The sequence below is a fragment of the Alloalcanivorax sp. C16-2 genome, assembly GCF_046507615.1.
In the GTDB taxonomy this organism is placed as follows: Bacteria; Pseudomonadota; Gammaproteobacteria; order Pseudomonadales; family Alcanivoracaceae; genus Alloalcanivorax; species Alloalcanivorax marinus_A.
In genome coordinates this window covers 146528-171658 of sequence record NZ_JBKFTL010000005.1, presented here as the reverse complement: position 1 = coordinate 171658, position 25131 = coordinate 146528, and the positions used below count along the sequence as shown (strand labels likewise).

The 25131-nt window shown below is 64.6% G+C and carries 27 protein-coding genes and 1 tRNA gene; 14 read left to right on the top strand and 14 right to left on the bottom strand.

Annotation, left to right across the window (positions count from 1 at the left end; genetic code table 11):
* Positions 1 to 227 precede the first annotated feature (227 nt).
* Both serS and cysG read left to right on the top strand, forming a co-directional pair.
* Complete coding sequence (gene serS / locus ACLD02_RS17730; RefSeq protein ID WP_203101763.1) at positions 228 to 1520, top strand: serine--tRNA ligase; 1293 nt, start codon at positions 228 to 230, stop codon at positions 1518 to 1520.
* A gap of 11 nt (positions 1521 to 1531) precedes the next feature.
* Positions 1532 to 2917 carry a siroheme synthase CysG gene (gene cysG / locus ACLD02_RS17725; RefSeq protein WP_410299306.1) on the top strand — a complete coding sequence of 462 codons (1386 nt, stop codon included), beginning with the start codon at positions 1532 to 1534 and terminating at the stop codon, positions 2915 to 2917.
* Between the two features lie 138 nt (positions 2918 to 3055).
* Here the strand turns inward: cysG and ACLD02_RS17720 are convergent, their stop codons facing one another.
* From ACLD02_RS17720 to ACLD02_RS17700, 5 genes are read right to left on the bottom strand one after another with little or no spacing between them, the layout of a single operon-like run.
* Positions 3056 to 4042, bottom strand: a complete 987-nt coding sequence (locus ACLD02_RS17720; RefSeq protein WP_203101759.1) for a glycosyl transferase family protein — start codon at positions 4040 to 4042, stop codon at positions 3056 to 3058.
* A gap of 4 nt (positions 4043 to 4046) precedes the next feature.
* Positions 4047 to 4304 (bottom strand): hypothetical protein, encoded by a 258-nt coding sequence (locus tag ACLD02_RS17715; RefSeq protein ID WP_203101757.1) that lies wholly within the window; start codon positions 4302 to 4304, stop codon positions 4047 to 4049.
* A gap of 10 nt (positions 4305 to 4314) precedes the next feature.
* Positions 4315 to 4632 carry a hypothetical protein gene (locus ACLD02_RS17710; protein ID WP_410299305.1) on the bottom strand — a complete coding sequence of 106 codons (318 nt, stop codon included), beginning with the start codon at positions 4630 to 4632 and terminating at the stop codon, positions 4315 to 4317.
* Positions 4625 to 4981 carry a DsrE/DsrF/TusD sulfur relay family protein gene (locus tag ACLD02_RS17705; RefSeq protein WP_203101753.1) on the bottom strand — a complete coding sequence of 119 codons (357 nt, stop codon included), beginning with the start codon at positions 4979 to 4981 and terminating at the stop codon, positions 4625 to 4627. The genes ACLD02_RS17710 and ACLD02_RS17705 overlap by 8 nt, the downstream gene beginning before the upstream one ends.
* Positions 4974 to 5660 carry a Bax inhibitor-1/YccA family protein gene (locus ACLD02_RS17700; protein WP_238400875.1) on the bottom strand — a complete coding sequence of 229 codons (687 nt, stop codon included), beginning with the start codon at positions 5658 to 5660 and terminating at the stop codon, positions 4974 to 4976. Before ACLD02_RS17700 ends, ACLD02_RS17705 begins: the two co-directional genes overlap by 8 nt.
* A gap of 150 nt (positions 5661 to 5810) precedes the next feature.
* Between ACLD02_RS17700 and ACLD02_RS17695 the strand changes: the two genes are divergently transcribed.
* Positions 5811 to 5900: transfer RNA gene (locus ACLD02_RS17695), tRNA-Ser, on the top strand.
* Positions 5901 to 6080: 180 nt separating this feature from the next.
* Here ACLD02_RS17695 and ACLD02_RS17690 read toward each other — a convergent pair.
* Positions 6081 to 6659, bottom strand: a complete 579-nt coding sequence (locus ACLD02_RS17690) for an NAD(P)H-dependent oxidoreductase (protein WP_203101749.1) — start codon at positions 6657 to 6659, stop codon at positions 6081 to 6083.
* Between the two features lie 95 nt (positions 6660 to 6754).
* Positions 6755 to 7948 carry an MFS transporter gene (locus tag ACLD02_RS17685; RefSeq protein WP_410299304.1) on the bottom strand — a complete coding sequence of 398 codons (1194 nt, stop codon included), beginning with the start codon at positions 7946 to 7948 and terminating at the stop codon, positions 6755 to 6757.
* 103 nt (positions 7949 to 8051) lie between these two features.
* On the opposite strand from ACLD02_RS17685, the gene ACLD02_RS17680 reads away from it, so the two are divergent.
* Complete coding sequence (locus tag ACLD02_RS17680) at positions 8052 to 8948, top strand: LysR family transcriptional regulator (RefSeq protein WP_410299303.1); 897 nt, start codon at positions 8052 to 8054, stop codon at positions 8946 to 8948.
* Positions 8949 to 9049: 101 nt separating this feature from the next.
* A complete protein-coding gene (locus ACLD02_RS17675) occupies positions 9050 to 9724 on the top strand; it encodes a TetR/AcrR family transcriptional regulator (RefSeq protein WP_410299302.1) in 675 nt (224 codons plus the stop codon).
* Between the two features lie 9 nt (positions 9725 to 9733).
* Here the strand turns inward: ACLD02_RS17675 and ACLD02_RS17670 are convergent, their stop codons facing one another.
* Both ACLD02_RS17670 and ACLD02_RS17665 read right to left on the bottom strand, forming a co-directional pair.
* Positions 9734 to 10228, bottom strand: coding sequence for a hypothetical protein (locus ACLD02_RS17670; RefSeq protein ID WP_410299301.1), 495 nt, complete (start codon positions 10226 to 10228; stop codon positions 9734 to 9736).
* A 93-nt stretch (positions 10229 to 10321) separates the two neighbouring features.
* Positions 10322 to 10900 carry a TetR/AcrR family transcriptional regulator gene (locus ACLD02_RS17665; protein WP_203101738.1) on the bottom strand — a complete coding sequence of 193 codons (579 nt, stop codon included), beginning with the start codon at positions 10898 to 10900 and terminating at the stop codon, positions 10322 to 10324.
* Positions 10901 to 11089: 189 nt separating this feature from the next.
* Here ACLD02_RS17665 and ACLD02_RS17660 point away from each other — a divergent pair, with 189 nt between their 5' ends.
* Positions 11090 to 12121 carry a leucyl aminopeptidase gene (locus ACLD02_RS17660; RefSeq protein ID WP_203101736.1) on the top strand — a complete coding sequence of 344 codons (1032 nt, stop codon included), beginning with the start codon at positions 11090 to 11092 and terminating at the stop codon, positions 12119 to 12121.
* 163 nt (positions 12122 to 12284) lie between these two features.
* Complete coding sequence (locus tag ACLD02_RS17655) at positions 12285 to 12566, top strand: putative quinol monooxygenase (RefSeq protein ID WP_203101734.1); 282 nt, start codon at positions 12285 to 12287, stop codon at positions 12564 to 12566.
* On the opposite strand, the gene ACLD02_RS17650 is transcribed toward ACLD02_RS17655, so the two are convergent.
* The 5 genes from ACLD02_RS17650 to ACLD02_RS17630 are packed head-to-tail and all read right to left on the bottom strand — an operon-like array spanning position 12567 to position 17984.
* The gene (locus ACLD02_RS17650) at positions 12567 to 13394 is read right to left on the bottom strand and encodes an HpcH/HpaI aldolase/citrate lyase family protein (protein ID WP_410299300.1); all 828 of its coding nucleotides are present in this window, start codon (positions 13392 to 13394) and stop codon (positions 12567 to 12569) included. It lies immediately after the preceding gene.
* Positions 13391 to 14587 (bottom strand): CaiB/BaiF CoA transferase family protein, encoded by a 1197-nt coding sequence (locus ACLD02_RS17645; protein WP_203101730.1) that lies wholly within the window; start codon positions 14585 to 14587, stop codon positions 13391 to 13393. The genes ACLD02_RS17650 and ACLD02_RS17645 overlap by 4 nt, the downstream gene beginning before the upstream one ends.
* Positions 14588 to 14609: 22 nt before the next feature.
* Positions 14610 to 15773, bottom strand: coding sequence for an acyl-CoA dehydrogenase family protein (locus ACLD02_RS17640; RefSeq protein ID WP_203101728.1), 1164 nt, complete (start codon positions 15771 to 15773; stop codon positions 14610 to 14612).
* The gene (locus ACLD02_RS17635) at positions 15766 to 17145 is read right to left on the bottom strand and encodes an MmgE/PrpD family protein (RefSeq protein ID WP_410299299.1); all 1380 of its coding nucleotides are present in this window, start codon (positions 17143 to 17145) and stop codon (positions 15766 to 15768) included. The genes ACLD02_RS17640 and ACLD02_RS17635 overlap by 8 nt, the downstream gene beginning before the upstream one ends.
* Positions 17145 to 17984 carry a MaoC family dehydratase N-terminal domain-containing protein gene (locus tag ACLD02_RS17630; protein ID WP_410299298.1) on the bottom strand — a complete coding sequence of 280 codons (840 nt, stop codon included), beginning with the start codon at positions 17982 to 17984 and terminating at the stop codon, positions 17145 to 17147. Before ACLD02_RS17630 ends, ACLD02_RS17635 begins: the two co-directional genes overlap by 1 nt.
* A 105-nt stretch (positions 17985 to 18089) precedes the next feature.
* Between ACLD02_RS17630 and ACLD02_RS17625 the strand changes: the two genes are divergently transcribed.
* The 7 genes from ACLD02_RS17625 (at position 18090) to ACLD02_RS17595 (ending at position 25127) form a co-directional block, all read left to right on the top strand.
* Positions 18090 to 19010 carry an SDR family NAD(P)-dependent oxidoreductase gene (locus tag ACLD02_RS17625; RefSeq protein ID WP_410299297.1) on the top strand — a complete coding sequence of 307 codons (921 nt, stop codon included), beginning with the start codon at positions 18090 to 18092 and terminating at the stop codon, positions 19008 to 19010.
* Positions 19011 to 19035: 25 nt separating this feature from the next.
* Positions 19036 to 19455, top strand: coding sequence for a Zn-ribbon domain-containing OB-fold protein (locus ACLD02_RS17620; protein WP_410299296.1), 420 nt, complete (start codon positions 19036 to 19038; stop codon positions 19453 to 19455).
* Positions 19448 to 20629, top strand: a complete 1182-nt coding sequence (locus ACLD02_RS17615) for a thiolase (protein WP_203101725.1) — start codon at positions 19448 to 19450, stop codon at positions 20627 to 20629. The genes ACLD02_RS17620 and ACLD02_RS17615 overlap by 8 nt, the downstream gene beginning before the upstream one ends.
* Positions 20630 to 20797: 168 nt before the next feature.
* Positions 20798 to 21292 (top strand): tripartite tricarboxylate transporter TctB family protein, encoded by a 495-nt coding sequence (locus tag ACLD02_RS17610; RefSeq protein WP_410299295.1) that lies wholly within the window; start codon positions 20798 to 20800, stop codon positions 21290 to 21292.
* Positions 21293 to 21296: 4 nt separating this feature from the next.
* A complete protein-coding gene (locus tag ACLD02_RS17605) occupies positions 21297 to 22808 on the top strand; it encodes a tripartite tricarboxylate transporter permease (protein ID WP_203101723.1) in 1512 nt (503 codons plus the stop codon).
* On the top strand, positions 22805 to 23857 hold the full coding sequence (locus ACLD02_RS17600) for an AraC family transcriptional regulator (RefSeq protein WP_203101722.1): 1053 nt from the start codon (positions 22805 to 22807) through the stop codon (positions 23855 to 23857). Before ACLD02_RS17605 ends, ACLD02_RS17600 begins: the two co-directional genes overlap by 4 nt.
* 85 nt (positions 23858 to 23942) lie before the next feature.
* Positions 23943 to 25127: a lipid-transfer protein gene (locus tag ACLD02_RS17595; RefSeq protein ID WP_203101721.1), complete on the top strand. Its 1185-nt coding sequence runs from the start codon at positions 23943 to 23945 to the stop codon at positions 25125 to 25127.
* Positions 25128 to 25131 lie beyond the last annotated feature (4 nt).

The window sequence follows — 25131 nt, the reverse complement described above, 5'->3', positions numbered from 1 at the left end:
CAAACTCGCGCCAAAGCTTCCCCCCTTCATCCTGTATCCTGCATCCTGAATCGTCTTTTAATCACGGTCGCTACTCCCTCCTGGCCTGTCCGCGGCTTGAAGCTTGCGGCTCGCAGCTTCAAGCTCGCCCCTTGCAGCCTCCCGCCGCGCTTTTTGCTAAGCTTTGCACCCCGGCGCCCAGACGCCCGACCGATGAATCACCGACTGTTTCCCGAGGGGACCCGAACATGCTTGATATCCGCGCGCTGCGCCAGGACGGCGAAGCCATCGCCGAGGCGCTCAGGAAGCGAGGCTATGAACTGGATCTGGACGCGTTCCGCGCTCTCGATGCCCGCCGCAAGGACGCCGACGTGCGCTCCCAGGACCTGCAGGCCCAGCGCAAGAAAGCCTCCAGGGAAGTCGGCGAGCTGATCAAGTCCGGCATGGAGGTGGACGCGGCCAAGGCCAAGGTGGCGGAAACCCTCAAGGAAATCGACGATCAGCTCGACGGCGAGGTGGAGCGTGCCAAGGCGATCCAGGAACAGATCCGTGACTTCCTGATGGGCGTGCCCAATGTGCCGGTGGAGGAAGTGCCCGCCGGCTCCGACGAGGACGACAACGTGGAAGTGCGCCAGTGGGGCACGCCCCGGTCGTTCGATTTCGAGCCCAAGGATCACGTGGACGTGGGCGAGAACCTGGGCGCCGGCGCGCTGGATTTCGAGCGTGCCAGCAAACTGTCCGGCGCCCGCTTCGCGGTGATGACCGGCCAACTGGCGCGGCTGCACCGGGCGCTGATCGACTTCATGCTCGACACCCACACCGGTGAACACGGCTATCAGGAAGTCTATGTCCCATACCTGGTGGGCCCGGAGGCCTTGCGCGGCACCGGCCAGTTGCCCAAGTTCGAGGACGACCTGTTCAAGATGCGCGGCGAGCGGGAGCTGTATCTGATCCCCACCGCCGAAGTGCCGGTCACCAACCTGGCCGCCGACGAAATTGTCGACGCCGACACGCTGCCGCGCCGCTACACCTGCCATACGCCCTGTTTCCGCTCCGAGGCCGGCAGCCACGGCAAGGACACCCGGGGCATGATCCGCCAGCATCAGTTCGAGAAGGTGGAGCTGGTGCAACTGGTGCGCCCGGAAGAGTCCGAGGCCACCCTGGAGGCGCTCACCGGCCACGCCGAGGCAATCCTGAAAAAGCTGGATCTTCCGTACCGGGTGGTGGTGCTGTGTGGCGGCGACCTTGGCTTTTCCGCCGCCAAGACCTATGACATCGAGGTGTGGCTGCCCAGCCAGCAACGCTATCGGGAAATTTCTTCCTGCTCCAACTTCCGCGATTACCAGGCACGCCGCATGCAGGCGCGCTGGCGTAACCCGGAGACCGGCAAGCCGGAGCTGCTGCATACCCTGAACGGCTCCGGACTGGCGGTGGGGCGTGCCCTGGTGGCGATCCTGGAAAACTACCAGAACGAGGACGGTTCCGTGACCGTGCCCGAGGCCCTGCGGCCCTACATGCGCGGCCTGGAACGCCTGGTCTGAGGCCTGCGACCATGGACTTTCTGCCCCTGGGACTGAAGCTTGCCGGGGCCATCGTACTGGTGGCCGGTGGTGGCGACAGTGCCCTGCGTAAATCCCGCCTGCTGTACAAGGCGGGCGCCAAAGTGCGTCTGGTGGCGCCCCGTTGCCGTGAGGATTTGCGTGCTCTGGTGGAACAGGGCGGTGGTGAGTACCGGGCGCGCTCGGTGGCGGCCGCCGATCTGGAAGGCGTGCGGCTGGTGGTGGCCGCCACCGACGATGGTGATGCCAACGAAGCCCTGGCGCGGCTCGCCGACGAGCGCGGCCTGCCGGTGAATGTGGTGGATCGCCCGCAACTCAGCAGCTTCGTGTTCCCGGCGCTGATCGACCGCGACCCGCTGTTCGTGGCGATCAGTTCCTCCGGGGTGTCACCGGTGCTGGTACGCCGCTTGCGCGCTCGTCTGGAAGCCTGGCTGCCGGCCCGTTGGGGCCGGCTGGCACACCTGCTGGGCCGGTTCCGCGCGCCGCTGGCACGGCGGCTGCCGGTGCGCCGGGACCGGGAAGCCTTCTGGGAGGCGCAGTTGAACGGCCCCTTGGAGGAGCGCGTGCTGTCCGGCCATGAATCCGAGGCCGAAGCCGGTTTGCGTCAGGCCATCGAGCACGCCTCGGCCCGGCCCGATGGCGCCACCGGAGAGGTCTACCTGGTGGGCGCCGGCCCCGGCGACCCGGACCTGCTCACCTTCCGCGCCCTGCATCTGCTCGACAAGGCGGACGTGGTGCTCTATGACCGCCTGGTGGCCCCGGAGATCGTCGCCCTGGCCCGCGCCGACGCCGAGAAGGTCTACGTGGGCAAGGCCCGCGACCGCCACACCTTGCCCCAGGACAACATCAACGATCTGCTGGTGCACTATGCCCGCCAAGGGAAAAAAGTGTGCCGCCTGAAGGGCGGTGACCCCTTTATTTTCGGTCGCGGCGGCGAGGAACTGGAAAAGGTGGTGGCCGCCGGCATCGACTTCCAGGTGGTGCCCGGCATCACCGCCGCCAGTGGCTGCGCCGCTTACGCCGGCATCCCGCTGACCCACCGGGACCATGCCCAGTCGGTGCGTTTCGTCACCGGCCACCGCAAGGACGGCAGTGTGGACCTGGACTGGGCCGGGCTGATGGCGCCCAACGAGACGCTGGTGTTCTACATGGGGTTGGTGGGGCTGCGGCAAATCTGCGCGCGGTTGATGGAACACGGCCGCGACCCGGCCACGCCCATCGCGCTGGTGTCCCGGGGTACCACCGACCTGCAGGAAGTAATCACCGGCACCCTGGCGGATTTGCCGGACGCGGTGGAAGGGCGGGAAATCCACGCGCCCACCCTGATCATCGTCGGCGGCGTGGTGGGCCTGCACCCGCGCTACCGCTGGTTCCACTGAAACCGAACGCCGAGCGGCCGCGCCTGCCTCGTTTCCACGTGCGTAGGAGCGACTGGGCGGCATTCCGCTTCAGTCGCGATCAGCCTCGGTGCCAACATCATCGCGACTAAAGTCGCTCCTACGGCAAACCCGGGCGTTTCAGAGTGCCTGGCGGTCGCGGGCTTCCCAGAGGGCCTCGGCGGCCCGCAGGCCGGCTTCCAGCGTGTCCACCTTCTCCAGACCCCACAGCACCGTGGCCACGGTGCCACGAATCGCCGCCACGCCGTAGGCGTCCTCCGCCTTCTCGCGCCACACCGCGCGCACGTGGGCCGGCGATACCTCGCCCGGCGGCGCCTGGCGGGGCAAAGCGGCGTCCAGCACCGCCTCGGCGGGCTGGCCGTGGCGCAGGCCGGTGAGCGCGGTGCGTGCGTCCGGACGTATCTCCGGCTCACCGCCTTCGCCCTTGAACAGCAGCAGGTCCCGATCGCCGCACAGCGTCGAGGCGCCCAGGTGCAGCTCCAGATAGGCCGGGTGGAATACGCTCTGCATGCTCAGCGGCGCGCCCGACGGATTAAGGCTGCGCGCCAGGGTATTGATCGGCGAGCGCAGACCCAGTTCGAAGCGCATCATCAGCAGCGGGGCGAGAGGCGCGCAAAAATGCTTCAGATCGAGGAAGGTGAACCCGCCGTTGGCCAGTTGCGCAGCGGCCTCGCCCACGGAGCCGGGTAACGGCATGCCCAGCTCCGCCAGCATATCGTCGCTGTAGCGTCGCTGGGGCGTATGGGCGGGGCCGCCGTGCATGAGAATGCGCAGCCCGTGGCCGGCCAGTAAACGGGCGGCGGCCAGATACCATGGATGGTGCTTCTTCTTGCCCGCATAGCTGGGCCAGTCCACATCCACCGCCGGCAGGTCCGCCAGCCGTTCGGCGCAGCGTGGCCGGCAAGCGTCGAGAAAGCCGGCCAGCTCTTCCGGGGTTTCCTCCTTGACCCGCAACAGCATCAGGAAGGCACCCACCTGGGCGTCGGTGGCATGGCCCTCCAGGATCATCGCCATGGCCTCGGCGGCTTCTTCCCGGGTCAGACTGCGGCGGGCACGTTTACCGCGCCCCAAGGTGCGGACAAAAGGAGCAAAGGAATGTTCGGTCATGGTCTCAAGGGTACCAGCTCGTCACCGGCCCGTGTTCCGCCATCAGTGTCACGAAGCGGGCGTGGTCGATGGTCTCCAGGGCGGCGGGGCGGGCCGCCGGCGCGCCGCCCTCAAGCAGATAGCCGGGGCCGCGCAGCGGGAAAGCCGCCGCTACCAGGGCGCCACCGTCGGCGAACACACAGACATCGCCGTCCCGGTACAGCGCCAGGCACTGGCGGGCCAGGGCACCGTCCGGATCGTCGAAGGCAATCACATGCAGCATGGCGGCTCTCTCAGGACAACACGATAATCTGCGCGGCCTGGTCGCGCAGGGCATTCAGGTCGCCGGTGTCGAGCCATGCAATGGCCGTGGGAGCGCCGGCGCCGCGATGGGCCTGGTCGGCCACGCAGCTAACACCGAAATCCGTCAGTTCGGCGAGCAAGGCGTCGCCGTCGTCGCGGCGGGCGAGGGCGGCCACCGCGTCCGGGCCCAGCCATACCCGGGTGGGCAGGGCGAAGGCGGCGCCGGTGAGCGCCATCTCCACGGCATCCCGCCAGCGGCTGTCGCGCCCAGCCGCACCCTGAACGATATAGAGAACGGAATCAGCCAAAGTGCACCACCCGGCCGGCATGGCCCAGGGCATCCACCCAATCACCCAGGCCCGCCAGGGCGAAACCCTCGGCCAGATTGTCGCTGATCAGGCCCCGTTTCTGGGCGGCGCCCACGCACACCGTGGCCGGGGGCCGCTCGCTGGCGACCCAGTCCTGCCAGGCCCGGGCGGTGTCGCCGGCGGGGCCCGCTTCGTGAAGATAGCGGTTGGCCAGCAGCACGCCGTCGCCGTAGAAGAACAGCCGGTACAGGGAGTAGGGGGAAGCCTGGATGGCGCGGGCGGTGTGCAGGGCGGTGAGGGCGCCGGGCCGTTGGGGCCCGGCGGTCACCAGAACACTGAACTCAGTCATTCCCGCTGAGCGCGGTAAGAATGTTCAGCAGGGACAGGAAGAGGTTGTAGATGGACACGAACAGGGTGACCGTGGCCATGATGTAGTTGGTTTCACCGCCGTGCACGATGGCGCTGGTCTGCCACAGGATCAGCAGGGACGACAGCAGCACGAAAGCGGCGGACACCGCCAGCGACAGCGCCGGAATGTTGAAGAACACCGCCGCCAGCCCGGCCAGGAACGCCACGATCAGGCCCACCATCAGGAAGTTGGTGAGGAAGCTGAAATCCTTGCGCGTCACCAGGGCGATGGCGGACATCACCACGAAGATGGTGGCGGTGCCGCCCAGGGCCAGGGACACGATTTCCATGCCACCGTTGATCTGTGCGTACATGTTGATCAGCGGCCCGGTGGTGAAGCCCAGCCAGCTGGTCAGACCGAACACGGCAAGAATGCCCCAGCCGCTGTTGCGCAGCATGTTGGTGGCGATCAGCAGCACGAAATACACGCCAATGGTCACGAACGGGTTCATGTAACCGATCCCCGCGGACATGGCGAACATCGCCGCGCCGGTGGCGGCGATCAGGGACAGGCCCAACAGCATGTAGGTGTTTTTCAGCACCTGAGCGGCGCGCTCACCGCTGACCTGGGTGCCACCGGCACGAACCGGTGACGCATAGGGATTCGGATGGTTACTCATAATTGGACTCATTGCTTGTGGGTCTCCCCCGGATAATAGGGACGCCCGCGCCAAAATCAAGATTTTCCCGTTGAATCACACAGTTAGGACAGGTTTCTTGACGTGCGGGCGTTGACTGCCGGAGCCGCTCAGGTATCATGTGCGCCGACCGGAGAGGTGGCAGAGTGGTCGAATGCAGCGGTCTTGAAAACCGCCGAGGATTTGCGTCCTCCGTGGGTTCAAATCCCACCCTCTCCGCCACATCGAAAAGGCGCCCTCGCGGCGCCTTTTTTCGTAGCCTCCGCCCTCCAGCCCTGGCCCCCCGCGGCGCCGGGCATAGCCCATCGGCCTCATGCGTGCCTGTCGCCAACGCCGATTCGCCACGGTCGGGTTTCCTCGAAGTAGCCGCTTACCCGGAAGTTTGAATCTCGGCGCCTTCCATCAGGCCTTGCGGGCAAACGCGGACATGCGATCCAGCCATGTTCGCCGCTTGGCATCCGACGCATACCGCACCGGGCCCAGCACCGTCATTTCAACCGGTTTGATGCCAACGAATTCCAGAATCGTTCTACGTATCTGGTTGTGGGCCGGGCTACGGTATACCAGCTTGAAGTACCAGGGGGGCGTATCCATGGTGGTGATCACATGCGCTGACCGCCCGGCCAGCAGCTTGTCCCAGAGCTGGGAGTTCTCGCGATACTTGAAGGCATAACCAGGCAGGAAGACACGGTCGAACATGCCTTTCATGATGGCCGGCATGGAACCCCACCATACCGGGAACACCAACACCACATGCTCAGCCCAGGTGAACGCGTCCTTGATCTCCAGCAAGCCAGGTTCCAACTCCTGGCGCTGGTTGTAGCCATGACGCAAGATCGGGTCAAACTCGATCTCGCCCAAGCGAAAATACCGCACCTCATTCCCGGCCTGTTCCGCGCTTTCCGCATAGCGGTCCGCCAGCGCGCGACAGAGACTCGCCGGATCCGGACTGCCCAGAATCACCGCAATCTTCTTTCCCATGGAATTCCCTCGCACCCTTGCCGTTCTGGCACAGAGATGGGGAACGACGGACGTATGGCAAGGCTTTCAACCAAAAGAAAATGCAGGGCCGCGTCTCAGCGTGGTGATGGCCGGCGCGGAAACCCGTGCGTCGAGGCCAGGGTAACGCCGAAGGCACAGGCCAGCAGGAGCAGCAGGGCCGGCGCGAAGGCGTCGACACCGGCAGCCTCCAGCAACAGCCCGCCGATCAGCCCGCCACCGGCGATTGCCGTGTTCCACACCGTGACCAGCATGGACTGGGCCAGATCCGCCGCCGGCCCGGCGGCCTTGGCGCTGGCGGTCTGGAAGAGGGTGGCGGCACCGCCGAACGCCAGCCCCCACAGGGCGATGGCCCCGTACACCAGTGATGGCATGCCTGCGGCCACCGCCAGGAGTACGGCGGCAACCGCGAACAGCAGGATGCTGGCCAGCGTCAGGGCCCGCAGCCAGTGGTCGATCAGAGCCCCCACCACCGCGATACCGGCCAGCGAGGTGATCCCAAACACCAGCAGCACCCGGTCGGTTTGTTCGGCCATATTGAGCGCCTGGAGAAAGGGGGCGATATAGGTATAAAGCAGGTTGTGGGCGACCACGAAGCCGAGCACCACCAGCAGCACCGCGCGCACGCCGGGCAGCATCAGGACCCCCTTGAGCGGCTTGCGCTCGCCGGCGGCTTCGCCGGAAAAATCCGGCAGGGCGGCCATGATCCACACAATCAACACCACGCACAGTCCGCTGATCAGCCCGAAGCAGGCGCGCCAGCCAATCAGGGAGCCAAGAAAGGTGCCGCCGGGCACGCCCAGTGACAGCGCCAGCGGCGTGCCCGCCATGGCGATGGCGATGGCCCGGCCTTTCAGCGGCGCGGGCGCCAGGCGGGCGGCGTAGCCCGCCGCCAGTGCCCAAAGCAGGCCGGCGGAGACACCGGCGATAAAACGCGCTACCAGGGTGAGCGCATAGCTGCCGGACAGCGCGGTGGTGGTGTTGGCGATCAGAAAGCCGGCCAGGGCGGTGAGGAGCAGGGGCCGGCGGTTCAACCCCCGGGTCAGAACGGTCAGCGGTATCGCCGCCACCAGGGAGCCCACCGCATAGACGGTGACAAGCTGCCCGGCGGCGGATTCCGGCACGCCGAGGCCGGCGCTGATGCCCGGCAACAGCCCGGCGGGCAGGGCTTCGGTGAGAATGGTGATGAATGCGGCGGTGGCCAGCGCCAGCAGGCCGTTCAAGGGCAGGCCGCCGGTGGCGGCGCCGGGAGTCCGGGTGGTGGAAATCACATTGAACCTCGTCTCGGGTGGAATCAGCGGCAAAAGTGCCACGCCGTCGAATTCGGAAAAACAGGCTGTAATTCCGCATACTTCGGACTAAAGTGTCCGCATTATGTCGATTCCTCTGGACAGTCCCGGTGCCCTGAACGTCTTCGTGAAGGCGGCGGAGACCCGTGGCTTCACCGCCGCCGGCCGCCAACTGGGGCTGTCCTCCTCGGCGGTGGGCAAGGCGGTGGCGCGGCTGGAGGACCGGCTTGGCGTGCGCCTTTTTCACCGCTCCACCCGGGCCATCACGCTGACCCCGGAAGGGCTGCTGTTCCTGGAGCGTTGCCGCCGGATTCTTGGTGAGCTGGAGGCCGCCGAGCTGGAGCTTTCCCGTATGCGTGACCGGCCGGAGGGGGTGCTGAAGGTCAGCCTCCCCTTGGTGGGCATGTTGATGATGCCAACCCTGTCCGCCTTTACCCGGGCCTGGCCGGACATCGAGCTGGATCTGGATTTTTCCGACCGCATGGTGGAGGTCATCGACGAGGGCTTCGACGCGGTGATTCGCACCGGCGAGGTCAGTGATTCCCGGCTGGTCACGCGCACCCTGGGCACTTTCCGGTTCCACCTGGTGGGCGCGCCGGCGTATTTCCAGCGTCATGGCGTGCCGCGCACACCGGCGGATCTGGCCGGCCATCGGGCGCTGCGCCACCGCTACCCGACCACCGGCAAGCTGGAGCCCTGGCCGCTCACCGGCGATGACGCTGGTCTGGTGGATGCCATGACCACGGTCACGGTGGCCAACGCCATCGAGCCTTTGCTGTTCATGGCCGAGCAGGGGCTCGGTCTGGCCTGTCTGCCGGATTTCGCCGTGCGCCCGCAACGGGCGGCGGGAACACTGATCAGTGTGCTGGACGAGGTGCTTGAGCAACGCGGCGTGTTTCGCGTGCTCTGGCCTTCCAGCCGCTATCCATCCCCCAAGCTGCGAGTGTTCATCGACTTCATGGTCGATAACCTGCTGCCGTGATCACGGTCGGTGCTGCCAATTTGCGGTGAACTCAGTTACCGTGCAGCGTCATCGCGCCCGGGCGCTGACGAAACAGGTTGATGAGGGAGCCAGGCAAGGCCATGACGGAACAGAAGGTAACCCGTAAACGGCGCGGGCCGGGGCGGCCCAAGGACGACCAGGCGGTGCGCGAGGTGATTCTGGATCAGGCGGAGCTGGCCTTCGCCGAGCACGGCTTCGCCGGCACCAAGATGCGCGACATCGCTCGGGCGGCGGACGTCAACCAGAACATGATCCGTTACTATTTCGGCACCAAGGATGAGCTGTTCAACGCCGTCTACCGCCGCCACGGCGGCGTCATCTCCCGGGCCCGCCATGAGCTGCTGGATGCGCTGCTGGCCGACGACGGCCGCCCCACCGTGCCGCAACTGATCCACGCCTACCTCAAACCCCAATGGGACATGAAGTACAGCGGTCCCGGCGGCGCCGCCTTCGTGCGTTTGCAGGCACGGCTGCACGCGGAACCGGCGGAGTATGCGCTGCGTCTGCGCCGGGAGGTCTATGACGACTCCCTGCGCCGCTATATACAGGCCCTGGCCGAGGCGCTGCCCGGCATTCCGCGCCAGGTGATCAGCGTGCGCATGGCGTTCCTGGTCGGCACCTATATGTTCATGCTCAACGACCTGGGCCGCCTCAACGATCTCACCGACGGGCAGATCGGCGAGCCAGGCCGCGACGAGATGCTGCGCCAACTGGTGCTTTTTCTGAGCACCGGCTTGGCGGCACCGATCCAATAACAGTCTGTTTCAGTCAGTCCGGGTTCGGCTGCGCTGGCGCTGAGAGCGCAGGTAGAGAATCTGGCCGGCCAGGCCGACGATCAGCGTCAGCAACAACACTCCCTGAGCACCCAGCAGCAGAGGGGAGTGGAGGTCGGTGACCAGAGGGTGGCCATCCGGTACCCTCCGCAGGGTTTCACTGACCGTCGGTACCATCAGCAGGAAGACGGTCAGGGTCAGGCAGATCGTTTGTACATAGCGCGCCGCGCCAGACCCCGCCCGATACCGGATTCCGTAGCCCACCAGCAGCAGTGCCAGCGTGGCGCCGCCAATCACATAACCCACCGGCTGGTGGGTGACCAGGAATACGCTCAGGGCGCCGATCAGCATGGCCACGAAATAGATGCCGCCAGCGAGCGATGCCGGCACGATTCGACCGTGGCGAATGAGCATATACAGAGCGGCGGGAATCGCCGGAAGACTGCCCAGGGTATGGAGCCAGCCGAGAGGGGAAATGCCGAACATGGTGTTCTCCTAGGATGCGAAAAAGTAACCTCGAACAGAATGGGCTACCTACTAGATGGTAGGTTTGGGGGGCGAAGAAAATGGACGAACGGGTCATGCCTGCAGTCGCGCCAGCGTGGCGGTGGAGATCCGTTTGAAGGCTCCGGCATCACCATGGGCGCGCGCGGACAGCATGGCTCCATGAACCGTGGCGACCAGTGCCTGGGCTTCGATATCCGGGGCGGCGCTGAGCACCAATCGACCTTGCCGCAGGCCGCGTTCAAGAACCGACTCCAACCAGAGTTCCAGGGTGCGAAAGTGCATGTTCACTTCTTGCGCCACGGATTCCGGCAGGCTGGGCCGCTGCGCGGCGAGCAGTGCACAGACGCAGAACGGAGCACTGGAGTCGGCGATACAGGCTTCCCAATAACCCAGATAGCCCTGTAATTGTTGCAGCGGATCCGGTGTCAGCCGTTCAAGTTCGGCAATGCCCAGCACCGCCTCCTCGCGGTAACCGGCCACCAGGCTCTGCACCAGCTTCTCCTTGGTCGGGAAATGATGATGGATGCTGGCCTTGCGAATGCCGACTTCCTTGGAGATGTCCGCGTAGCTGAACGCGTTGTATCCACCCTTGAGCAGCAGCGCCCGTGTGCAGTGGAGGATATTGTCGTAAGTGCTGGATGAGGGATTCATGGAAAAGAAACCTACCTTCTGGTAGGCAGGTTGTCAACCAGGGTGAGACCGATTGGTGGGCGGTCGATTGAACGCCCGGTAACGGCCGTCCGCATACTGACGTTAAGGCTTGTAATTATACAGAATTATAATTTATGCTCGGACTCAACGGTCACGCCTACCCAATGCGACGAACGCGGGAGAGAAATCATGGATGCCATCAGCTTTACCGAAATCTGTTTGCACCAGCTCAAGATGTCCGGTGTGCACGAGGGCGAAAAACTGGTCGTCCTCACCCAGGGCAACGAGCGCCTTGATTACGCCGACGCCTTCATGGCGGCGGGCCAGAAACTAGGCGCGCGCATGTACCATATGCGTCTGCCGGCGCCGTCGCCCATGGGCGGCTGGAACGTGGGCCAGACCGGCCTGGCGGCGCTGCCCGAGGCGGTGGAAGCGCTCAAGCAGGCGGACATGCTGATCGATTGCGTGTTCCTGCTGTTCTCCCCGGAGCAGATGGCGATCCAGGCCGCCGGCACCCGCGTGCTCACCGCCGTGGAACCGCCGGAACTGCTGGCGCGCATGCTGCCCACCAAGGAACTGCGCGAGAAGGTGGAAATCGCCGGTGAGCTGCTGGCCAAGGCCAAGGTAATGCGCATCACCTCGCCCCACGGCACCGACGTGACCTACAAGCTCAATACCTACCCGACCATCATGGAATACGCCTGCACCGATGAGCCGGGCCGCTGGGACCACTGGCCCTCCGGGTTCGTGTTCACCGGTGGCGACGATGACGGTGTCGATGGCCAGATCGTGGTGGCCCCCGGCGACGTGCTGCTGCCGCAGAACATGTATGTGCGCGACCCGATCACCTACACCATCGAAAAGGGCTGGATCACCGACATCCGTGGCGGCCTCGACGCCGACCTGGTCAAGTCCTACATGGACAGCTTCAACGACGAGCGTGGCAAGGGCATGAGCCACGTCGGCTGGGGTATGAACCCGGACGCCAAATGGCACCGCATGACCCCGGGCGAGTTCCCCGGCGGCATGGGCATGGAGCCGCGCAGCTTCTACGGCAACGTAATGTTCTCCACCGGCCCCAACAACGAATTGGGCGGTAGCAACGACACCGCCTGTCACCTGGACATCCCGATGCGGAATTGCTCCCTGTTCCTGGACGACGAGCCGGTGGTCATCGACGGCGATATCGTGGTCAAGGAAATCCAGATGGAACGAAACTAACAGCGCTGTCATTCAGTGTTTTCGTCACGGCCCCTCCGGGGCCGTTTTTTTTTGCGCTTTTGGCCCCTGCCAACGACGCAACCGCCCATGGCCGTGGCTCCCACCTGCTGCCAGTATGCGAAACACCATTTCAACAAAACTGTTTCCAACACGGGAGAGCTCAATGATCGGTATTACCGCAGTGATGACCGCCGCCCCGGGGCAGGGCGATGCCCTGGTCGCCGCCATGCAGAAAATCGCCACCGAGGTAGTCAAGGAAGAGGGCAACCATTGCTACCTGGTGCATCAGTCCCTGGACGACGCCGACACCCTGCTGATTTACGAGCAATACACCGACGAAGCGGCGTTGCAGGCCCACCGGGAGCACATGAAGGAGTTGGGCGAGGGCCTCAAGGGCCTGCTGGCCGGCCGCCCGGATGTGAAGCTGTTTGCTCTGAAGGGCTGATCAGCCGCTGATCGACCCCAGCCATCGATGGGCGCGGCGGATCACCGGTTCGTCGATCATCTCGCCCTCCAACTGAAACGGTGGAGGCTGCTGTTCGGCGGCCTGGAGCACCCGTCGTGCCCAGTCCCGCCGGGCTTCATCAATGGCAAAGGCCGCGTGCACCGGCGGGATCTGCGTGGGATGGATGCAAAGCATGCCACCGAAGCCCATCTGCGCCGCCAGGTTCGCGCGGCGGCGCAACGGCCGCGGATCCCGGAACTCGGCCACCACGCTTTCCAAGGGTGGTGCCAGGCCTCGCGCCCGACTGTGCAGCAGTATTTGCACGCGCAGTTGGTCGAGTACCGTGGTGGCGCCTTCGCTGCCGTCCTCCAGGCTCAGATCGAGGGCGCTGTCCAGGGCTCCGAAGGCGAGCCGCTCCAGGCCCCGTGTGGCGGTCAGCTCCGGCAGCGCGAGGACTCCGGCGGCGCTTTCCACCAGAGCCCAAAGTGGCTTGCCCAGGGTGGCGACCTTGACCAGGTCGGTGTGCCGCTCCGCTTTCGGCAGCATGACGCCATGGATCGCCGGTTGCCTTGCGCACAGGGCCAGATCGTCGTCGAACCAGGGGCTGCCGGCGGCGTTAACACGTACCCATAAGGGCACTCCGCCGGGATCGTCGGTGAGCGCCTCGGCCAGGGCCCGGCGGGCGCTGTCCTTGTGCCGCGGGGGCAGGGCGTCCTCCAGGTCCACGATCACCGCGTCGGCGCCACTGGCGCGGGCCTTGGCGATACGTTCCGGCCGGCTGGCGGGAACGAACAGCGCCGAGCGTACCGGAGACTGATCATGGTTCATCCGATCACTCCTTGCCGTCGTAGCCGGTCCCGCTCCTCTTGGGCAACGCCCAGGCCGGTAAGGATGGCATCATTGTGTTCGCCCAGATCCGGTACCGCGTCCATGCGCGGCATCCAGTCACTACTGACTCCGGGCGGCAGCAGGGCGGGCAACGGCCCGGCCGGGCTGCCGATCTCGGTCCAGCGGCCACGGGCGGCCAGTTGCGGATGGCGCCACACACCGTGCATGTCGTTGACGTGAGCGTTGGCGATGCCCGCTTGATCCAGCCTTTTCAGTACCTCTTCGGCGTCCAGGTTCGCGAATTCGGTAAGAATCACCGCCTTCAGCGCGGCCCGGTGACGTACTCGAAGGGTGTTGGAGGCGAAGCGCTCGTCGTCGGCCAGGGGCGCCTGCCGCAGTACCTTGTCGCAGAACAACTTCCATTCCCGTTCGTTTTGCAGCCCCAGCATCACGGTGCCGCCGTCGCCGGTGTCGAATGGCCCGTAGGGGTAAATGGTGGCGTGGGCGGCGCCGGTGCGTGGCGGCGGTTCGGCGCCTTCGAAGGCGTAATAGAGCGGATAGCTCATCCATTCCACCAGACTCTCCAGCATCGAGACCTCGATGCGACTGCCATTGCCGGTTCGCTCGCGCATCAGCAAGGCGGAAAGGATATGGCTGTAGGCGTACATGCCCGCGGCGATGTCAGCGATCGAGCAGCCCGCCTTGGCCATCTCGTCGCCGTTGCCGGTGACCGAAAGAAAGCCGCCTTCGCTCTGGATCAGCAGGTCATAGGCTTTCTTGTGCTGGTAGGGGCCGCCTTCGCCGTAACCGGAAATATCACAGACAATCAATGACGGGAAACGCTCATGCAGGGCGTCGAAGCTTAGTCCCATGCGTGCGGCGGCGCCGGGCGCCAGGTTCTGTACCAGCACATCGGCCTCGGCCAGCAGGCCGTCCAGTATGGGGGTGGCGTCGGCGTGTTTCAGATCCAGAGTCAGGCTTTCCTTGGAGCGGTTGGTCCACACGAAGTGGGAGGCCAGTCCATGTACGCGCCCGTCATAGCCGCGCGCGAAATCGCCCACGCCAGGACGCTCGATCTTGATCACCCTGGCGCCCAGGTCCGCCAGTTGCCGCGTGCAGAACGGCGCGGCGATGGCGTGTTCCAGGCTGACCACGGTTACGCCGTCCAGTGGCCGTGAAGGGGTATCGGTCATGTTGAGTCTCCTTGGCCAGCGTTCAGAACGAGCGTGGCAATTCGAGCAGATGCTCGGCCACGTAGGACAGAATCAGGTTGGTCGAGATCGGCGCGACTTGATAGAGACGGGTCTCGCGGAACTTGCGTTCGACGTCGTATTCGCAGGCGAACCCGAAACCGCCATGGGTTTGCAGGCAGGCGTTGCCGGCCTCCCAGGAGGCCTTGGCGGCCAGGTATTTGGCCATGTTGGCGCTGGCGCCAGCGGGCATACCGGAATCGTATTCGCGGCAGGCGCGCCAGCGCATCAGGTCGGCGGCTTCCACCTCGATGTGTGCCTCCGCCAGCGGGAACTGAATGCCCTGGTTCTGACCGATGGGGCGGCCAAACACTTCCCGTTCCCGAGCGTAGTGGCGGGCCTTGTCGATGAACCAGCGGCCATCGCCAATGCACTCGGCGGCGATCAGGGTGCGTTCCGCGTTGAGGCCATCGAGGATATAGCGAAAGCCCTTGCCTTCCTCGCCAATCAGATTTTCCGCCGGGATCTCCAGGTCATCGAAGAACAGCTCATTGGTGACATGGTGCACCATATTGTCGATAGGCTGGACGGTGAGGCCGTTGCCAATGGCCTGGTGCAGGTCGACCAGGAAGATCGACATGCCATCGGTTTTCTTGCTGACCTGGTCCAGCGGCGTGGTGCGCGCCAGCAGGATCATCAGATCCGAATACTGGATGCGCGAGATCCACACTTTCTGGCCATTGATCACATACTTGTCGCCGCGGCGGATGGCGGTGGTCTTGATCCTGGTGGTATCGGTGCCGGTGGTGGGTTCGGTGACCCCCATGGATTGCAGGCGCAGCTCGCCGCTGGCCAGCCTGGGAAGGTACTCGCGCTTCTGGGCTTCGGAACCATTGCGTAGCAGCGTGAACATATTGTACATCTGGCCGTGCACGGTGCCCGAGTTGCCGCCACAACGATTCACTTCCTCCAGGATCACGGAGGCTTCCGCCAGGCCGAGGCCGGAGCCGCCGTATTGCTCGGGGATCATCGCCGCCAGCCAGCCGGCCTCGGTGAGCGCGGCGACGAATTCTTCCGGGAAGCCCTTGTCCCGGTCGATGCCACGCCAGTATTCATCGCTGAACCGTTCACACAGACCGCGAACGCCGTCGCGAATGCCGTCCAGTGCCTGTGCATCGTACTCAACCATCTTGTCTCTCCCGATCTTGTTGGTATGCCTGAAAACGCACCGGGCCGTTGGCGCCAAGCCGCCAGACCCGGGTGATAAGGTCGTCGGCGCGGGTCGCATCGACCTGCCCGAAGGCCGCCAGATGCCGGAACTTCGTCTCCAGTTCCGCCCGTGAAAGGGTATTGCCGGGGTCGCCCTTGGGCTCGTCGATGGCGCCTTGCAGGCGGCGCCCGTCGGTGGTCTCCACGGTGATCCGTCCCAGCCACCGGGCCGGGTAGGCACCGTCCACCTCAGCGTCCAGGATCATCCCCACCTTGTCCCGGAACGCGGCCACGGCCGGATTATCCAGGGGGATGTCGTGGAATTCGCCAAGGCCGGCGCGGCCATGCAGGGCGATCAACGCCAGCACCGTGCCCATGGAGAACTTCGCCTGATGAATGGTGCGCGGCGTCTCCACCCGGCCGAGCACATCCAGCGCCGCCTGGTGGACCCGAGCGGTGACGCTAACGATGTCCTCGGCCATCAGTCGTTCGCGAGTCATCAGGTCGAGCAGGGCGTCCGCCGCCGGGTGGGTGTGTCGGCAGGAGGCGTGGAATTTGAAGGAGGTTTCGGCCAGGGCCCAGCGTTCACCGAGCCGGTCGTCGAGAAACGCCGGGTCGGCGTCCCGCGACAAGCCGGCGGCCAGCCCCTGATCGCCTTCCAGAATGTCGCGGGCGCCGGTGAGGCCCTCGGCCGTGAGGCAGGCGGCGAGCACGCCGTCCGCCGCCGCTTTGCCGGTGTGCAGTTGCTTGGAATCCGCCGCGTCACGGAGGAATTCCCACAGACCGGAGGCCTGGGTGCCGGCGCTGCCGAGCAGATGGGTAAAGCCGTTCTGATCCAGTCCCAGGAGCTTGCCGGCGGCCACGGCCGCCGCCAGGGTGCCCACGGTCCCGGTGGTATGAAACACGCGGTAGTGGGAGCGGCCCAGGAATTCACCAATCCGAATACCCGCTTCATAACCCGCCACCGCCGCCGTGATCAGCGCCTGGCCGTTGCGTTCCTGATCCTGGGCCAGTGCCAGGGCGGCGGGGAACACCACCGTGGCGGGGTGCAGCACGGAACTGTTGTGTAGATCATCCTGCTCCACCACATGGGAAGCGGCACCGTTCACCAGGGCGGCGAAATAGGGTGAGGTGGTGCCACCGTCGACCAGATTCTCGCAGCGCCCCGTGCCTGGCCCCATGCGCCGGGCATAGCCAGAGAAAAGCGGAATCGGTGGCTGCGAGCGACCGGCCAGCAGAGAACCGAGCCAGTCGAGAAACAGGTCCTCGGTGCGCGCCACCACGGGCTGGGGCAGGTCCTCGAAACGCAGGCCCGCCAGAAAGGCGGTGAGATGTTCGCTGTGACGGCTCATTACGGGGTCTCCTTGAAATGCACTTCGGCGGTTTGCGACTGGCCGTCTCTATCGCCGGCGAACAGGCGGGCCTGGCCCGGTTCCTCCCGGATGCCACCGACCACGAATTGGCCGGGGCAGATCAGTGGCCGCAGACCACGAAATTGGAAGCCCGTGGGTGTGACACCCGGATGGGCATCGAGAAAGGCATCCAGCACCAGGGTCGCGATCAGCGGGCCGTGCACCACCAGGCCGGTGTAACCCTCGGCGCCAGTGGCGTAGGGCCAGTCGTAATGGATGCGGTGGCTGTTGAAGGTCACCGCTGAATAACGGAACAGCAGCACAGGGTCCGGCTTGATGTCGCGGCGCCAGTGCAGCTCTGGCAGCGGGATGCCGGGCCGGGCGGGCAAGGGGCGTGGTTCGCGGTAAACCAGATCCTGCTGTTCACGCAGCGTTTCTTCGCCGTCCTGCTCGTAATGATGATCCAGGGTCACGAACGTCATGGTCCCGGCGTTGCGGCCGGTCTTGCGTTGGATGTCCCGGACCCGGCTGTGTCGGCGAGCCGGGAAGCCGACCCGTAAAGGGCGCTGGAAGGTGAGCCGGCTGCCGGCCCACATTCGCTGCAGGCCAGGCATGGGGGGCAGGAAGCCACCGCCTTCGGGGTGCCCGTCGTTGGACAGCGTTGCCGCCGGTGCCGCCGCCTGGAAGAACGCCCAATGCCACAGCCAGGGCAGGGCATCACCTTTGTCCGGCGTGTCCCTTCCCAGGGTAGCGGCCACGCGGGCCACCGCCCCGAGGTCCAGCGTGTCCGTCTGGTTCTGCTCGGCGCCGAGCCAGGTTTGCGGTTGACCAGCAGCCATCGGGCTTCCTTTTCTTCGTTGCTTTCTTCCGTATACTGTATACGGTATACATTAAATCCTTCAACAAGAAGTGACATCGACAAAAAAAGAAACGGGAGAGGAGTTATGTCGAACAGCACTTTGCTCGATGGCAAGGCGGTGGTGGTCACCGGCGCCGGTGGCGGCATTGGGCGTGACATCGCCCTGGCCATGGCGACCGCTGGCGCGCGGGTGGTGGTCAACGATATCGGCGCGTCCCTGAGTGGCGACGGCACCGACGACGGCCCCGCCCAGGCGGTGGTGGAAGCGATCCGCGCCGCCGGAGGTGAAGCGGTGGCGAGTACTGATAGCGTGTCCGAAGCGAGCAGCGCGAACGCCGTCATAGAGATGGCTCTGGATCATTTCGGGCGCATCGATGGCGTGGTGAACAACGCGGGTATTCTGCGTGACCGTTTTTTCCACAAGATGAGCGTGGATGAATGGGATGCGGTATTGAAGGTGCACTTGTACGGTGCCTTCTACATGAGCCGCGCCGCCGCGCCACATTTCAAGGCTCAGGCAAGCGGCGCCTTCGTGCACATGACTTCCACCTCCGGGCTGATCGGCAACTTGGGACAGGCCAATTATTCCGCCGCCAAACTGGGCGTGGCCGCGCTGTCCAAATCGATCGCCCTGGACATGCAGCGTTTCAACGTGCGTTCAAACTGCATCGCGCCCTTCGCCTGGAGCCGTATGACCGGTTCCGTACCGGCGGACAGCGAGGAGGAAAAACAGCGCGTGGAACGCTTCAAGCGGATGACGCCGGCCAAGATCGCGCCCTTGGCGGTGGCTCTGATGGGCGATCAGACCACCGATGTGAGCGGGCAGATCTTCGCGGTGCGCAACAATGAGATATTCCTGATCAGCCAGCCTCGTCCGATGCGTTCGGTACACAACAGCGACGGCTGGACCCCGGACACGGTGTTGTCCCAGGCGCTGCCGGCGCTGCGCGCCAGCTTCCACGATCTCGATAAATCCGCCGACGTATTTTGCTGGGACCCGATCTGAGTCCGCTTACCGGAGAACAATGACCATGAATGACAACGCCATCAACCCGGCGGGTCCGGCGGCCCGCGTCTACGCGGAGACGCTGGCCGCCGGCCGCTTTCGGATTCAGCGCTGCCAGGACTGCGATAGCGCTATTTTCTATCCCCGTGAACTCTGCCCGGCCTGCGGTAGTGGTGACCTGCATTGGTTCGCGACCAGTGGCCGGGGTACCGTCTATGCCACCACCACGGTGCGTCGTAAGGAGGAGGCGGGCGGTGACTACAACGTGGCCCTGATCGACCTCGAGGAAGGGCCAAGATTGATGAGTCGGGTGGATGGGCTATCCCCGGACGCGGTATGTATTGGTCAGCCGGTTCGTGCGCGGGTGGCGGTGGAGGAAGACCAGGGCGTGCTGCTGTTCGATGCGGTGGAAGTGGATCGGCAGCGGGAGAAAGATCATGAATAACGCCAGCCTGAGTCATCTACGAGGCAAGACCGCGATTGCCGGCGTGGCTACCTTTGGATGCGGTGAATCCCCCGGCTACAGCGACATGGACCTGCTCGCCAACGCGGCCCGTCGCGCGGTGACGGATGCCGGTCTGACCATGAAGGATATCGACGGAGTATGCACCGCCAGTGTACTGGCCACCATGTGGCCCATGGAGGTGGTGGAACATCTGGGCATCAATGCCCGCTTTATCGACGGTACCATGATTGGAGGCTCCAGCTTCGTGGCGCATCTGATGCCAGCCATGCTGGCGCTGGAGTCCGGGCAGTGCGACGCGGTGCTGGTGTGCTACGGCAGCGCGCAACGTACTTCCACCTTGAATCGCAAGGAAGTGGCCAGGGCGCGCCGGCGTATGGACCCACAACCCTACGAGCATCCGTACCAGCCGATGCTGCCATTGTCCGCCTATGCGCTGGCGGCTTCTCGCCATATGCATGAATTCGGCACCACCAGGGAGCAATTGGCGGAAGTCGCGGTAGCCGCGCGCCAGTGGGCACGCCTTAACCCGGATGCCTTTATGCGTGACCCTCTCACGGTAGCCGACGTGCTGGGCGCGCGCATGGTTTCCGATCCGCTCACGGTACGTGACTCTTGTCTGGTCACCGATGGTGGCGGCGCCTATGTGCTGGTACGTGGCGAGCGTGCCCGCGACCTGCCCAAACCGCCGGTTTATGTGCTTGGCAGTGGCACGGCGGTCTGGCACCGGCAGATTTCATCAATGCCGGACCTCACCGTGACCGCCGCCAGGCAATCCGGTGAGCAGGCTTATCGGATGGCCGGACTGGGCCCCGCCGACATGGACATCGCGGAACTGTACGACGCCTTCACCATCAACACGGTGTTGTTCCTTGAGGACCTGGGATTTTGCGCAAAAGGGGAGGGGGGTGCCTTTGTCGCCGATGGAAATATACGCCCAGGCGGTTCGCTGCCGGTAAACACCAACGGCGGTGGTCTGTCCTGGGGGCACCCGGGCATGTACGGCATTTTCGCCACCATCGAAGCGGTACGGCAGTTGCGTGGTGACGGCGAGGAGCGCCAGGTCGCTGGAGCAAACACCGCCATCGTGCACGGTAACGGGGGGACGCTATCGAGCCAGTCCACCGCGATCCTGGGAACCAGTGCCACGGTGTAATCGACCTGACTGGCGGAAACCGTCATCCAAGGGAGTGAAACCCGCCCGGCGATGACGTTTTCCGCCAACCGGTTTGGCGCCTATCGCCATAGGCGCGGCGGTTCGCCGGGGACATGCTTTCCAGCGGCGAGGCGATAAAAACATCTAATAACAATGAGGAGGTGTGTCGTGAGCACCGATACCCGGGCGCCCGAAGTGGCGCCGTCCCGGCCCGCGTCCAAGGGCCGGCGTCTGAACCGGGGCGAGATCCTGGTGGCGATCGCCTTCACCCTGGTGGGGCTGGCCGTGGCGGGCATCGCCACAGGCTACCAGCTCGGCGATCTGCGCCGCATGGGCCCCGGCTACTTTCCCCTGATTCTCGGCCTGATGCTGGCCGCCATCGGCGTGGCGCTGGTCATCGAGGTGATACGTTCGGATAACCCGCCGCCACCCTTGTTGATGCGTCCCTTCATGATGCTGTCCCTGGGTATCATCAGCTTCGCGCAGTTAGTGGAGCGAGCCGGCATGGTGCCGGCGGTGTTCAGCCTGGTGGTGCTCAGCGCTCTCGGGGAACGCACCCTGCGACCACTGGCGATTCTGGCGATCGCGGTGGTGATGTCGGCGGTGAGCGTGATGCTGTTCATTCAGGCCCTGGGCATTCCGGTGTCCGCTTTCCCGGAGTGATACCATGGAATTGTGGAGCAACATCCTGCTGGGCCTGCATGAAGCCCTCACCCTGGAAACCTTTCTGTTTTGTTTCATCGGCGTCACCATTGGTACCTTCGTCGGCGTGTTGCCGGGGATCGGTGCTCTGGCGGCGATTTCCCTGGCGCTGCCGATCACCCACCATTTTGATCCGACCGCCGCGCTGGTGATGTTGGCGGGCATTTTCTACGGAACCATGTACGGTGGGTCCACGGCGGCTATTCTGCTGAACCTGCCAGGCAGCATTACCTCCGCAGTGACTTGCATTGATGGATTTCCCATGGCGCGTAACGGTCGTGCCGGCATCGCCCTTTTCGTTACCGCCATCGCGTCCTTCGTGGGCAGTTCCATCGCCATCGTGGTGGTGATGGGGTTCGCGCCGGTGGTGGCCGCCTTCGCCGTCAAGTTCAGTGCCTATGAATACTTCGCGATCATGTTGTTGGGCCTGGTAGCGGCATCGTCCCTGGCCAGTGGCTCGCCCCTCAAGGGCGTGGCCATGGTGATCGTGGGGGTGGTGCTTGGGCTGATTGGCACGGATGTCACCTCTGGTCAGTATCGCTATACGTTCGGCCTGGAAGGCCTGGCCGATGGCGTCAACCTGATCGCCATCGCCATGGGCCTGTTCGGCATCGGCGAGATCCTCGCCAATGTGGGCCGCGACCCGGGTGAGCGGCGTCGCCCTGAAAAAGTGACCCTGCGATCCATGATGCCCGACCGCGACGACTGGAGGCGGTTCTGGATGCCGGCCGGGCGCGGTTCGCTGCTGGGCACGGTGATCGGGGTGCTGCCCGGCGTCGGCGCGGTGCTGTCTTCCTTCCTGGCCTATATTGGCGAGAAGAAGCTGTCGCGGGAGCCGGAGCGCTTCGGCAAGGGCGCCGTGGAAGGGGTGGTGGCCCCGGAGGCGGCCAACAACGCCGCCACCCAGAGCGGTTTCATTCCTACCCTGACGCTGGGCATTCCCGGCGACGCGGTGATGGCCCTGTTGCTGGGTGCGATGATGCTACACGGTATCGTGCCGGGTCCGCGTTTTATCACCGAGAACCCTGACATGTTTTGGGGGCTGGTCATGAGTTTTTGGATCGGCAATCTGCTATTGCTGGTGCTCAATATCCCCTTGATCGGTTTGTGGGTGAGGATGGTGTCGATTCCCTACCAGATTCTCTATCCGATTATCCTGGTGTTCGTATGCGTGGGCGTTTACAGCGCGCGCAACAATGTGTTCGATCTATATGTGGCGCTTTTCTTTGGGCTGGTGGGCTATGTGCTCAGTGCTTTTCGTTATCCGGCGGCGCCATTGTTGCTCGGCTTCGTGCTGGGGCCGGCTCTTGAGGAGCATCTGCGCCGTGCCTTGCTTCTCTCGCGAGGGGATTTCATGGTGTTCATGGAGCGCCCGTTAAGCGCGACCCTGATCGTCGCCAGCATCCTGATCTTTCTGTTCTCCCTGAGAAACCTCGTGGGTCGGGGTGTTCAATTCGCGCGGGGGGTGGGCTCATGAACGCGCGCGTGGCGCCGCCCACCCATACCATCGCCATCTCCCACGTTATTGAAATTACCGAGGGGGCGCGCTCCCAGGGTGTGGATGTGCGCCGCCTTCTACGCCGCTCGGGCATCTCGCCTTCGTTACTGGAAACGCCCTTGTCGAGGGTGTCCCAGGATCAGTATGCGCGGCTGCTATCGTTGCTTGGCCGTACCTTGCGTGACGAATACTTCGGGCTGTGCAGTCAGCCGGTGCGGCTGGGCGCCTTTGCCCATATCTGCCGAGAATTGATTGGCTGCGGTACGTTGGGGGAAGCCATGCGCAAGGGCTTCTCGTTCTACCACCTGATGCTCGATGATTTCGTGGCGCGGCTTACGGTACGGCGCGGGGTTGCCCGGGTAATCATCCACCAGAACAACCGTGATCCGCGCGCGCAACACTATGCGCGCCGTACTTTCATGTTCTTCTCCTGGGGCCTGGCGTCGTGGTTGGTGGCGCGACGGCTGCCTTTGCGCGCAGTGCACTATCAGCAGCCCGGGCCCGGCAGCGGCACCGACCCTTACGTGATGTTCCAGGCGCCGGTACTCTACGACCAGCCGGTTTTCGGTTATCAGTTCGATGCCCGTTGGCTGGACCTGCCGGTGGTGCAGAACCGCCTCAGCGTGGAGGAGTTTTTCCATCAGGCGCCGGCCAATCTTCTGGTGCGTTACCGTGACGAGACCTCCTGCACCGAGCGGATTCGACGGCTACTGAGAAAGCACCTGGACAGTGGCCTGCCTACGCTGGAGCAGGTTGGCGATACTCTTGGCATGACCCCGCAGACACTACGCCGTCGACTACGCGCCGAGGGTCAGACCTATCAGGGGCTGAAGGATCGCCTCCGTCGTGATGCGGCCATCGAATACCTCTCCAATCCGGAGTTGCAGCTGCAGGACGTCGCTTTCCGGCTGGGTTTCTCCGAGCTCAGTACCTTTCATCGCGCATTCAAGAAATGGACCGGGCTGCCCCCCGGCGAATACCGCTATACCCATCTCAAACGTCGTGCCCGAAGCGGGCAAATTGTTTAGTTCGGCCAATCACTTTGAGGGGTCGGGCCATGCCGGATTCCCGGGTCGGGCGGCACCATGAGTGTCAATGAGATGGGAGAGAACAATGGCAGAACGCGTGTACGTCGCCGGGGTCGGGATGATCCCGTTCAGCAAGCCGGGTCGCAGTGAGGCCTACCATGTGATGGCGTCCCGCGCCGTCCGCGCCGCTCTGAAGGATGCCGGCATTGATTACCCCCAGGTTCGGCAAGCCTACGCCGGCTATGTGTATGGCGATTCCACCAGCGGTCAGGCCGGTCTCTATGAAGTCGGCCTTTCCGGCATCCCTGTCATCAATGTCAACAATAACTGCGCCAGCGGTTCCAGTGCGTTGTTCCTTGCCCGTCAGGCGGTTGCCCACGGTGTGGTGGACTGCGCACTGGCGGTGGGCTTCGAGCAGATGACGCCGGGCGCGCTGAGCAGCCCGTTCCCGGATCGCCGTCCGGCGGTGGCCGGCCTGGTCGACGCCATGGTCGAGGTGCAGGGCTACGATGAACAAGCCCCCCGGGCAGCTCAGTTGTTCGGTGGCGCCGCGCGTGCCTACATGAATGAGTACGGGGCCGCGCCGGAGACCTTCGCGCGCATCTCGGTCAAGGCACGCCAACATGCCGCCAACAATCCCTATGCGGTGTTTCGCGACACCGTAGCTCTGGAGCAGGTGCTGGACGCGCCGATGATTTTTGATCCGCTGACGCGCCTGCAATGCTGCCCGCCTACCTGTGGAGCGGCGGCGGCGGTGGTGTGTTCGGCGGATTTCGCCGCTCGTCAGGGCCTGACCGGGGCGGTACATATCGTCGCGCAGTCGATGACCACTGATATGCCTGGCACTTTCGAGAGCAAGGACATGCGAAAGGTAGTCGGCTACGACATGACCGAGCTGGCTGCGCGCCGGGTCTATGAGGAGGCAGGCGTAGGCCCTGGAGACGTCGACGTGGTGGAGCTGCATGACTGTTTCACCGCCAACGAACTGATCACCTACGAAGGGCTGGGACTTACCGCTCCTGGCACCGCGGAACGTTTCATCCTGGACGGTGATAACACCTACGGTGGCCGTGTCGTCACCAATCCCTCGGGCGGCCTGCTTTCCAAAGGGCATCCCCTGGGCGCCACCGGCCTCGCCCAGTGCGCCGAGCTTGTCTGGCAACTGCGTGGCGACGCAGGCCCGCGTCAGGTCGAGGGCGCGCGGGTGGCTTTGCAGCATAACCTGGGGCTGGGTGGCGCCTGCGTGGTCACTCTGTACGGCAAGGACTGAGGCG

What these genes read in the sequence shown, in the direction of transcription:
- ACLD02_RS17705 (WP_203101753.1), bottom strand. Translation starts at nt 4,981, where the DNA reads ATGACTGAGTTCAGTGTTCTGGTGACCGCCGGGCCCCAACGGCCCGGC.
- ACLD02_RS17720 (WP_203101759.1), bottom strand. Translation starts at nt 4,042, where the DNA reads ATGACCGAACATTCCTTTGCTCCTTTTGTCCGCACCTTGGGGCGCGGT.
- ACLD02_RS17595 (WP_203101721.1), top strand. Translation starts at nt 23,943, where the DNA reads ATGGCAGAACGCGTGTACGTCGCCGGGGTCGGGATGATCCCGTTCAGC.
- ACLD02_RS17615 (WP_203101725.1), top strand. Translation starts at nt 19,448, where the DNA reads ATGAATAACGCCAGCCTGAGTCATCTACGAGGCAAGACCGCGATTGCC.
- ACLD02_RS17690 (WP_203101749.1), bottom strand. Translation starts at nt 6,659, where the DNA reads ATGGGAAAGAAGATTGCGGTGATTCTGGGCAGTCCGGATCCGGCGAGT.
- ACLD02_RS17665 (WP_203101738.1), bottom strand. Translation starts at nt 10,900, where the DNA reads ATGAATCCCTCATCCAGCACTTACGACAATATCCTCCACTGCACACGG.
- serS (WP_203101763.1), top strand. Translation starts at nt 228, where the DNA reads ATGCTTGATATCCGCGCGCTGCGCCAGGACGGCGAAGCCATCGCCGAG.
- ACLD02_RS17670 (WP_410299301.1), bottom strand. Translation starts at nt 10,228, where the DNA reads ATGTTCGGCATTTCCCCTCTCGGCTGGCTCCATACCCTGGGCAGTCTT.
- ACLD02_RS17645 (WP_203101730.1), bottom strand. Translation starts at nt 14,587, where the DNA reads ATGACCGATACCCCTTCACGGCCACTGGACGGCGTAACCGTGGTCAGC.
- ACLD02_RS17605 (WP_203101723.1), top strand. Translation starts at nt 21,297, where the DNA reads ATGGAATTGTGGAGCAACATCCTGCTGGGCCTGCATGAAGCCCTCACC.
- ACLD02_RS17680 (WP_410299303.1), top strand. Translation starts at nt 8,052, where the DNA reads ATGTCGATTCCTCTGGACAGTCCCGGTGCCCTGAACGTCTTCGTGAAG.
- ACLD02_RS17600 (WP_203101722.1), top strand. Translation starts at nt 22,805, where the DNA reads ATGAACGCGCGCGTGGCGCCGCCCACCCATACCATCGCCATCTCCCAC.
- ACLD02_RS17630 (WP_410299298.1), bottom strand. Translation starts at nt 17,984, where the DNA reads ATGGCTGCTGGTCAACCGCAAACCTGGCTCGGCGCCGAGCAGAACCAG.
- cysG (WP_410299306.1), top strand. Translation starts at nt 1,532, where the DNA reads ATGGACTTTCTGCCCCTGGGACTGAAGCTTGCCGGGGCCATCGTACTG.
- ACLD02_RS17635 (WP_410299299.1), bottom strand. Translation starts at nt 17,145, where the DNA reads ATGAGCCGTCACAGCGAACATCTCACCGCCTTTCTGGCGGGCCTGCGT.
- ACLD02_RS17715 (WP_203101757.1), bottom strand. Translation starts at nt 4,304, where the DNA reads ATGCTGCATGTGATTGCCTTCGACGATCCGGACGGTGCCCTGGCCCGC.
- ACLD02_RS17650 (WP_410299300.1), bottom strand. Translation starts at nt 13,394, where the DNA reads ATGAACCATGATCAGTCTCCGGTACGCTCGGCGCTGTTCGTTCCCGCC.
- ACLD02_RS17655 (WP_203101734.1), top strand. Translation starts at nt 12,285, where the DNA reads ATGATCGGTATTACCGCAGTGATGACCGCCGCCCCGGGGCAGGGCGAT.
- ACLD02_RS17675 (WP_410299302.1), top strand. Translation starts at nt 9,050, where the DNA reads ATGACGGAACAGAAGGTAACCCGTAAACGGCGCGGGCCGGGGCGGCCC.
- ACLD02_RS17625 (WP_410299297.1), top strand. Translation starts at nt 18,090, where the DNA reads ATGTCGAACAGCACTTTGCTCGATGGCAAGGCGGTGGTGGTCACCGGC.
- ACLD02_RS17640 (WP_203101728.1), bottom strand. Translation starts at nt 15,773, where the DNA reads ATGGTTGAGTACGATGCACAGGCACTGGACGGCATTCGCGACGGCGTT.
- ACLD02_RS17660 (WP_203101736.1), top strand. Translation starts at nt 11,090, where the DNA reads ATGGATGCCATCAGCTTTACCGAAATCTGTTTGCACCAGCTCAAGATG.
- ACLD02_RS17700 (WP_238400875.1), bottom strand. Translation starts at nt 5,660, where the DNA reads ATGAGTAACCATCCGAATCCCTATGCGTCACCGGTTCGTGCCGGTGGC.
- ACLD02_RS17620 (WP_410299296.1), top strand. Translation starts at nt 19,036, where the DNA reads ATGAATGACAACGCCATCAACCCGGCGGGTCCGGCGGCCCGCGTCTAC.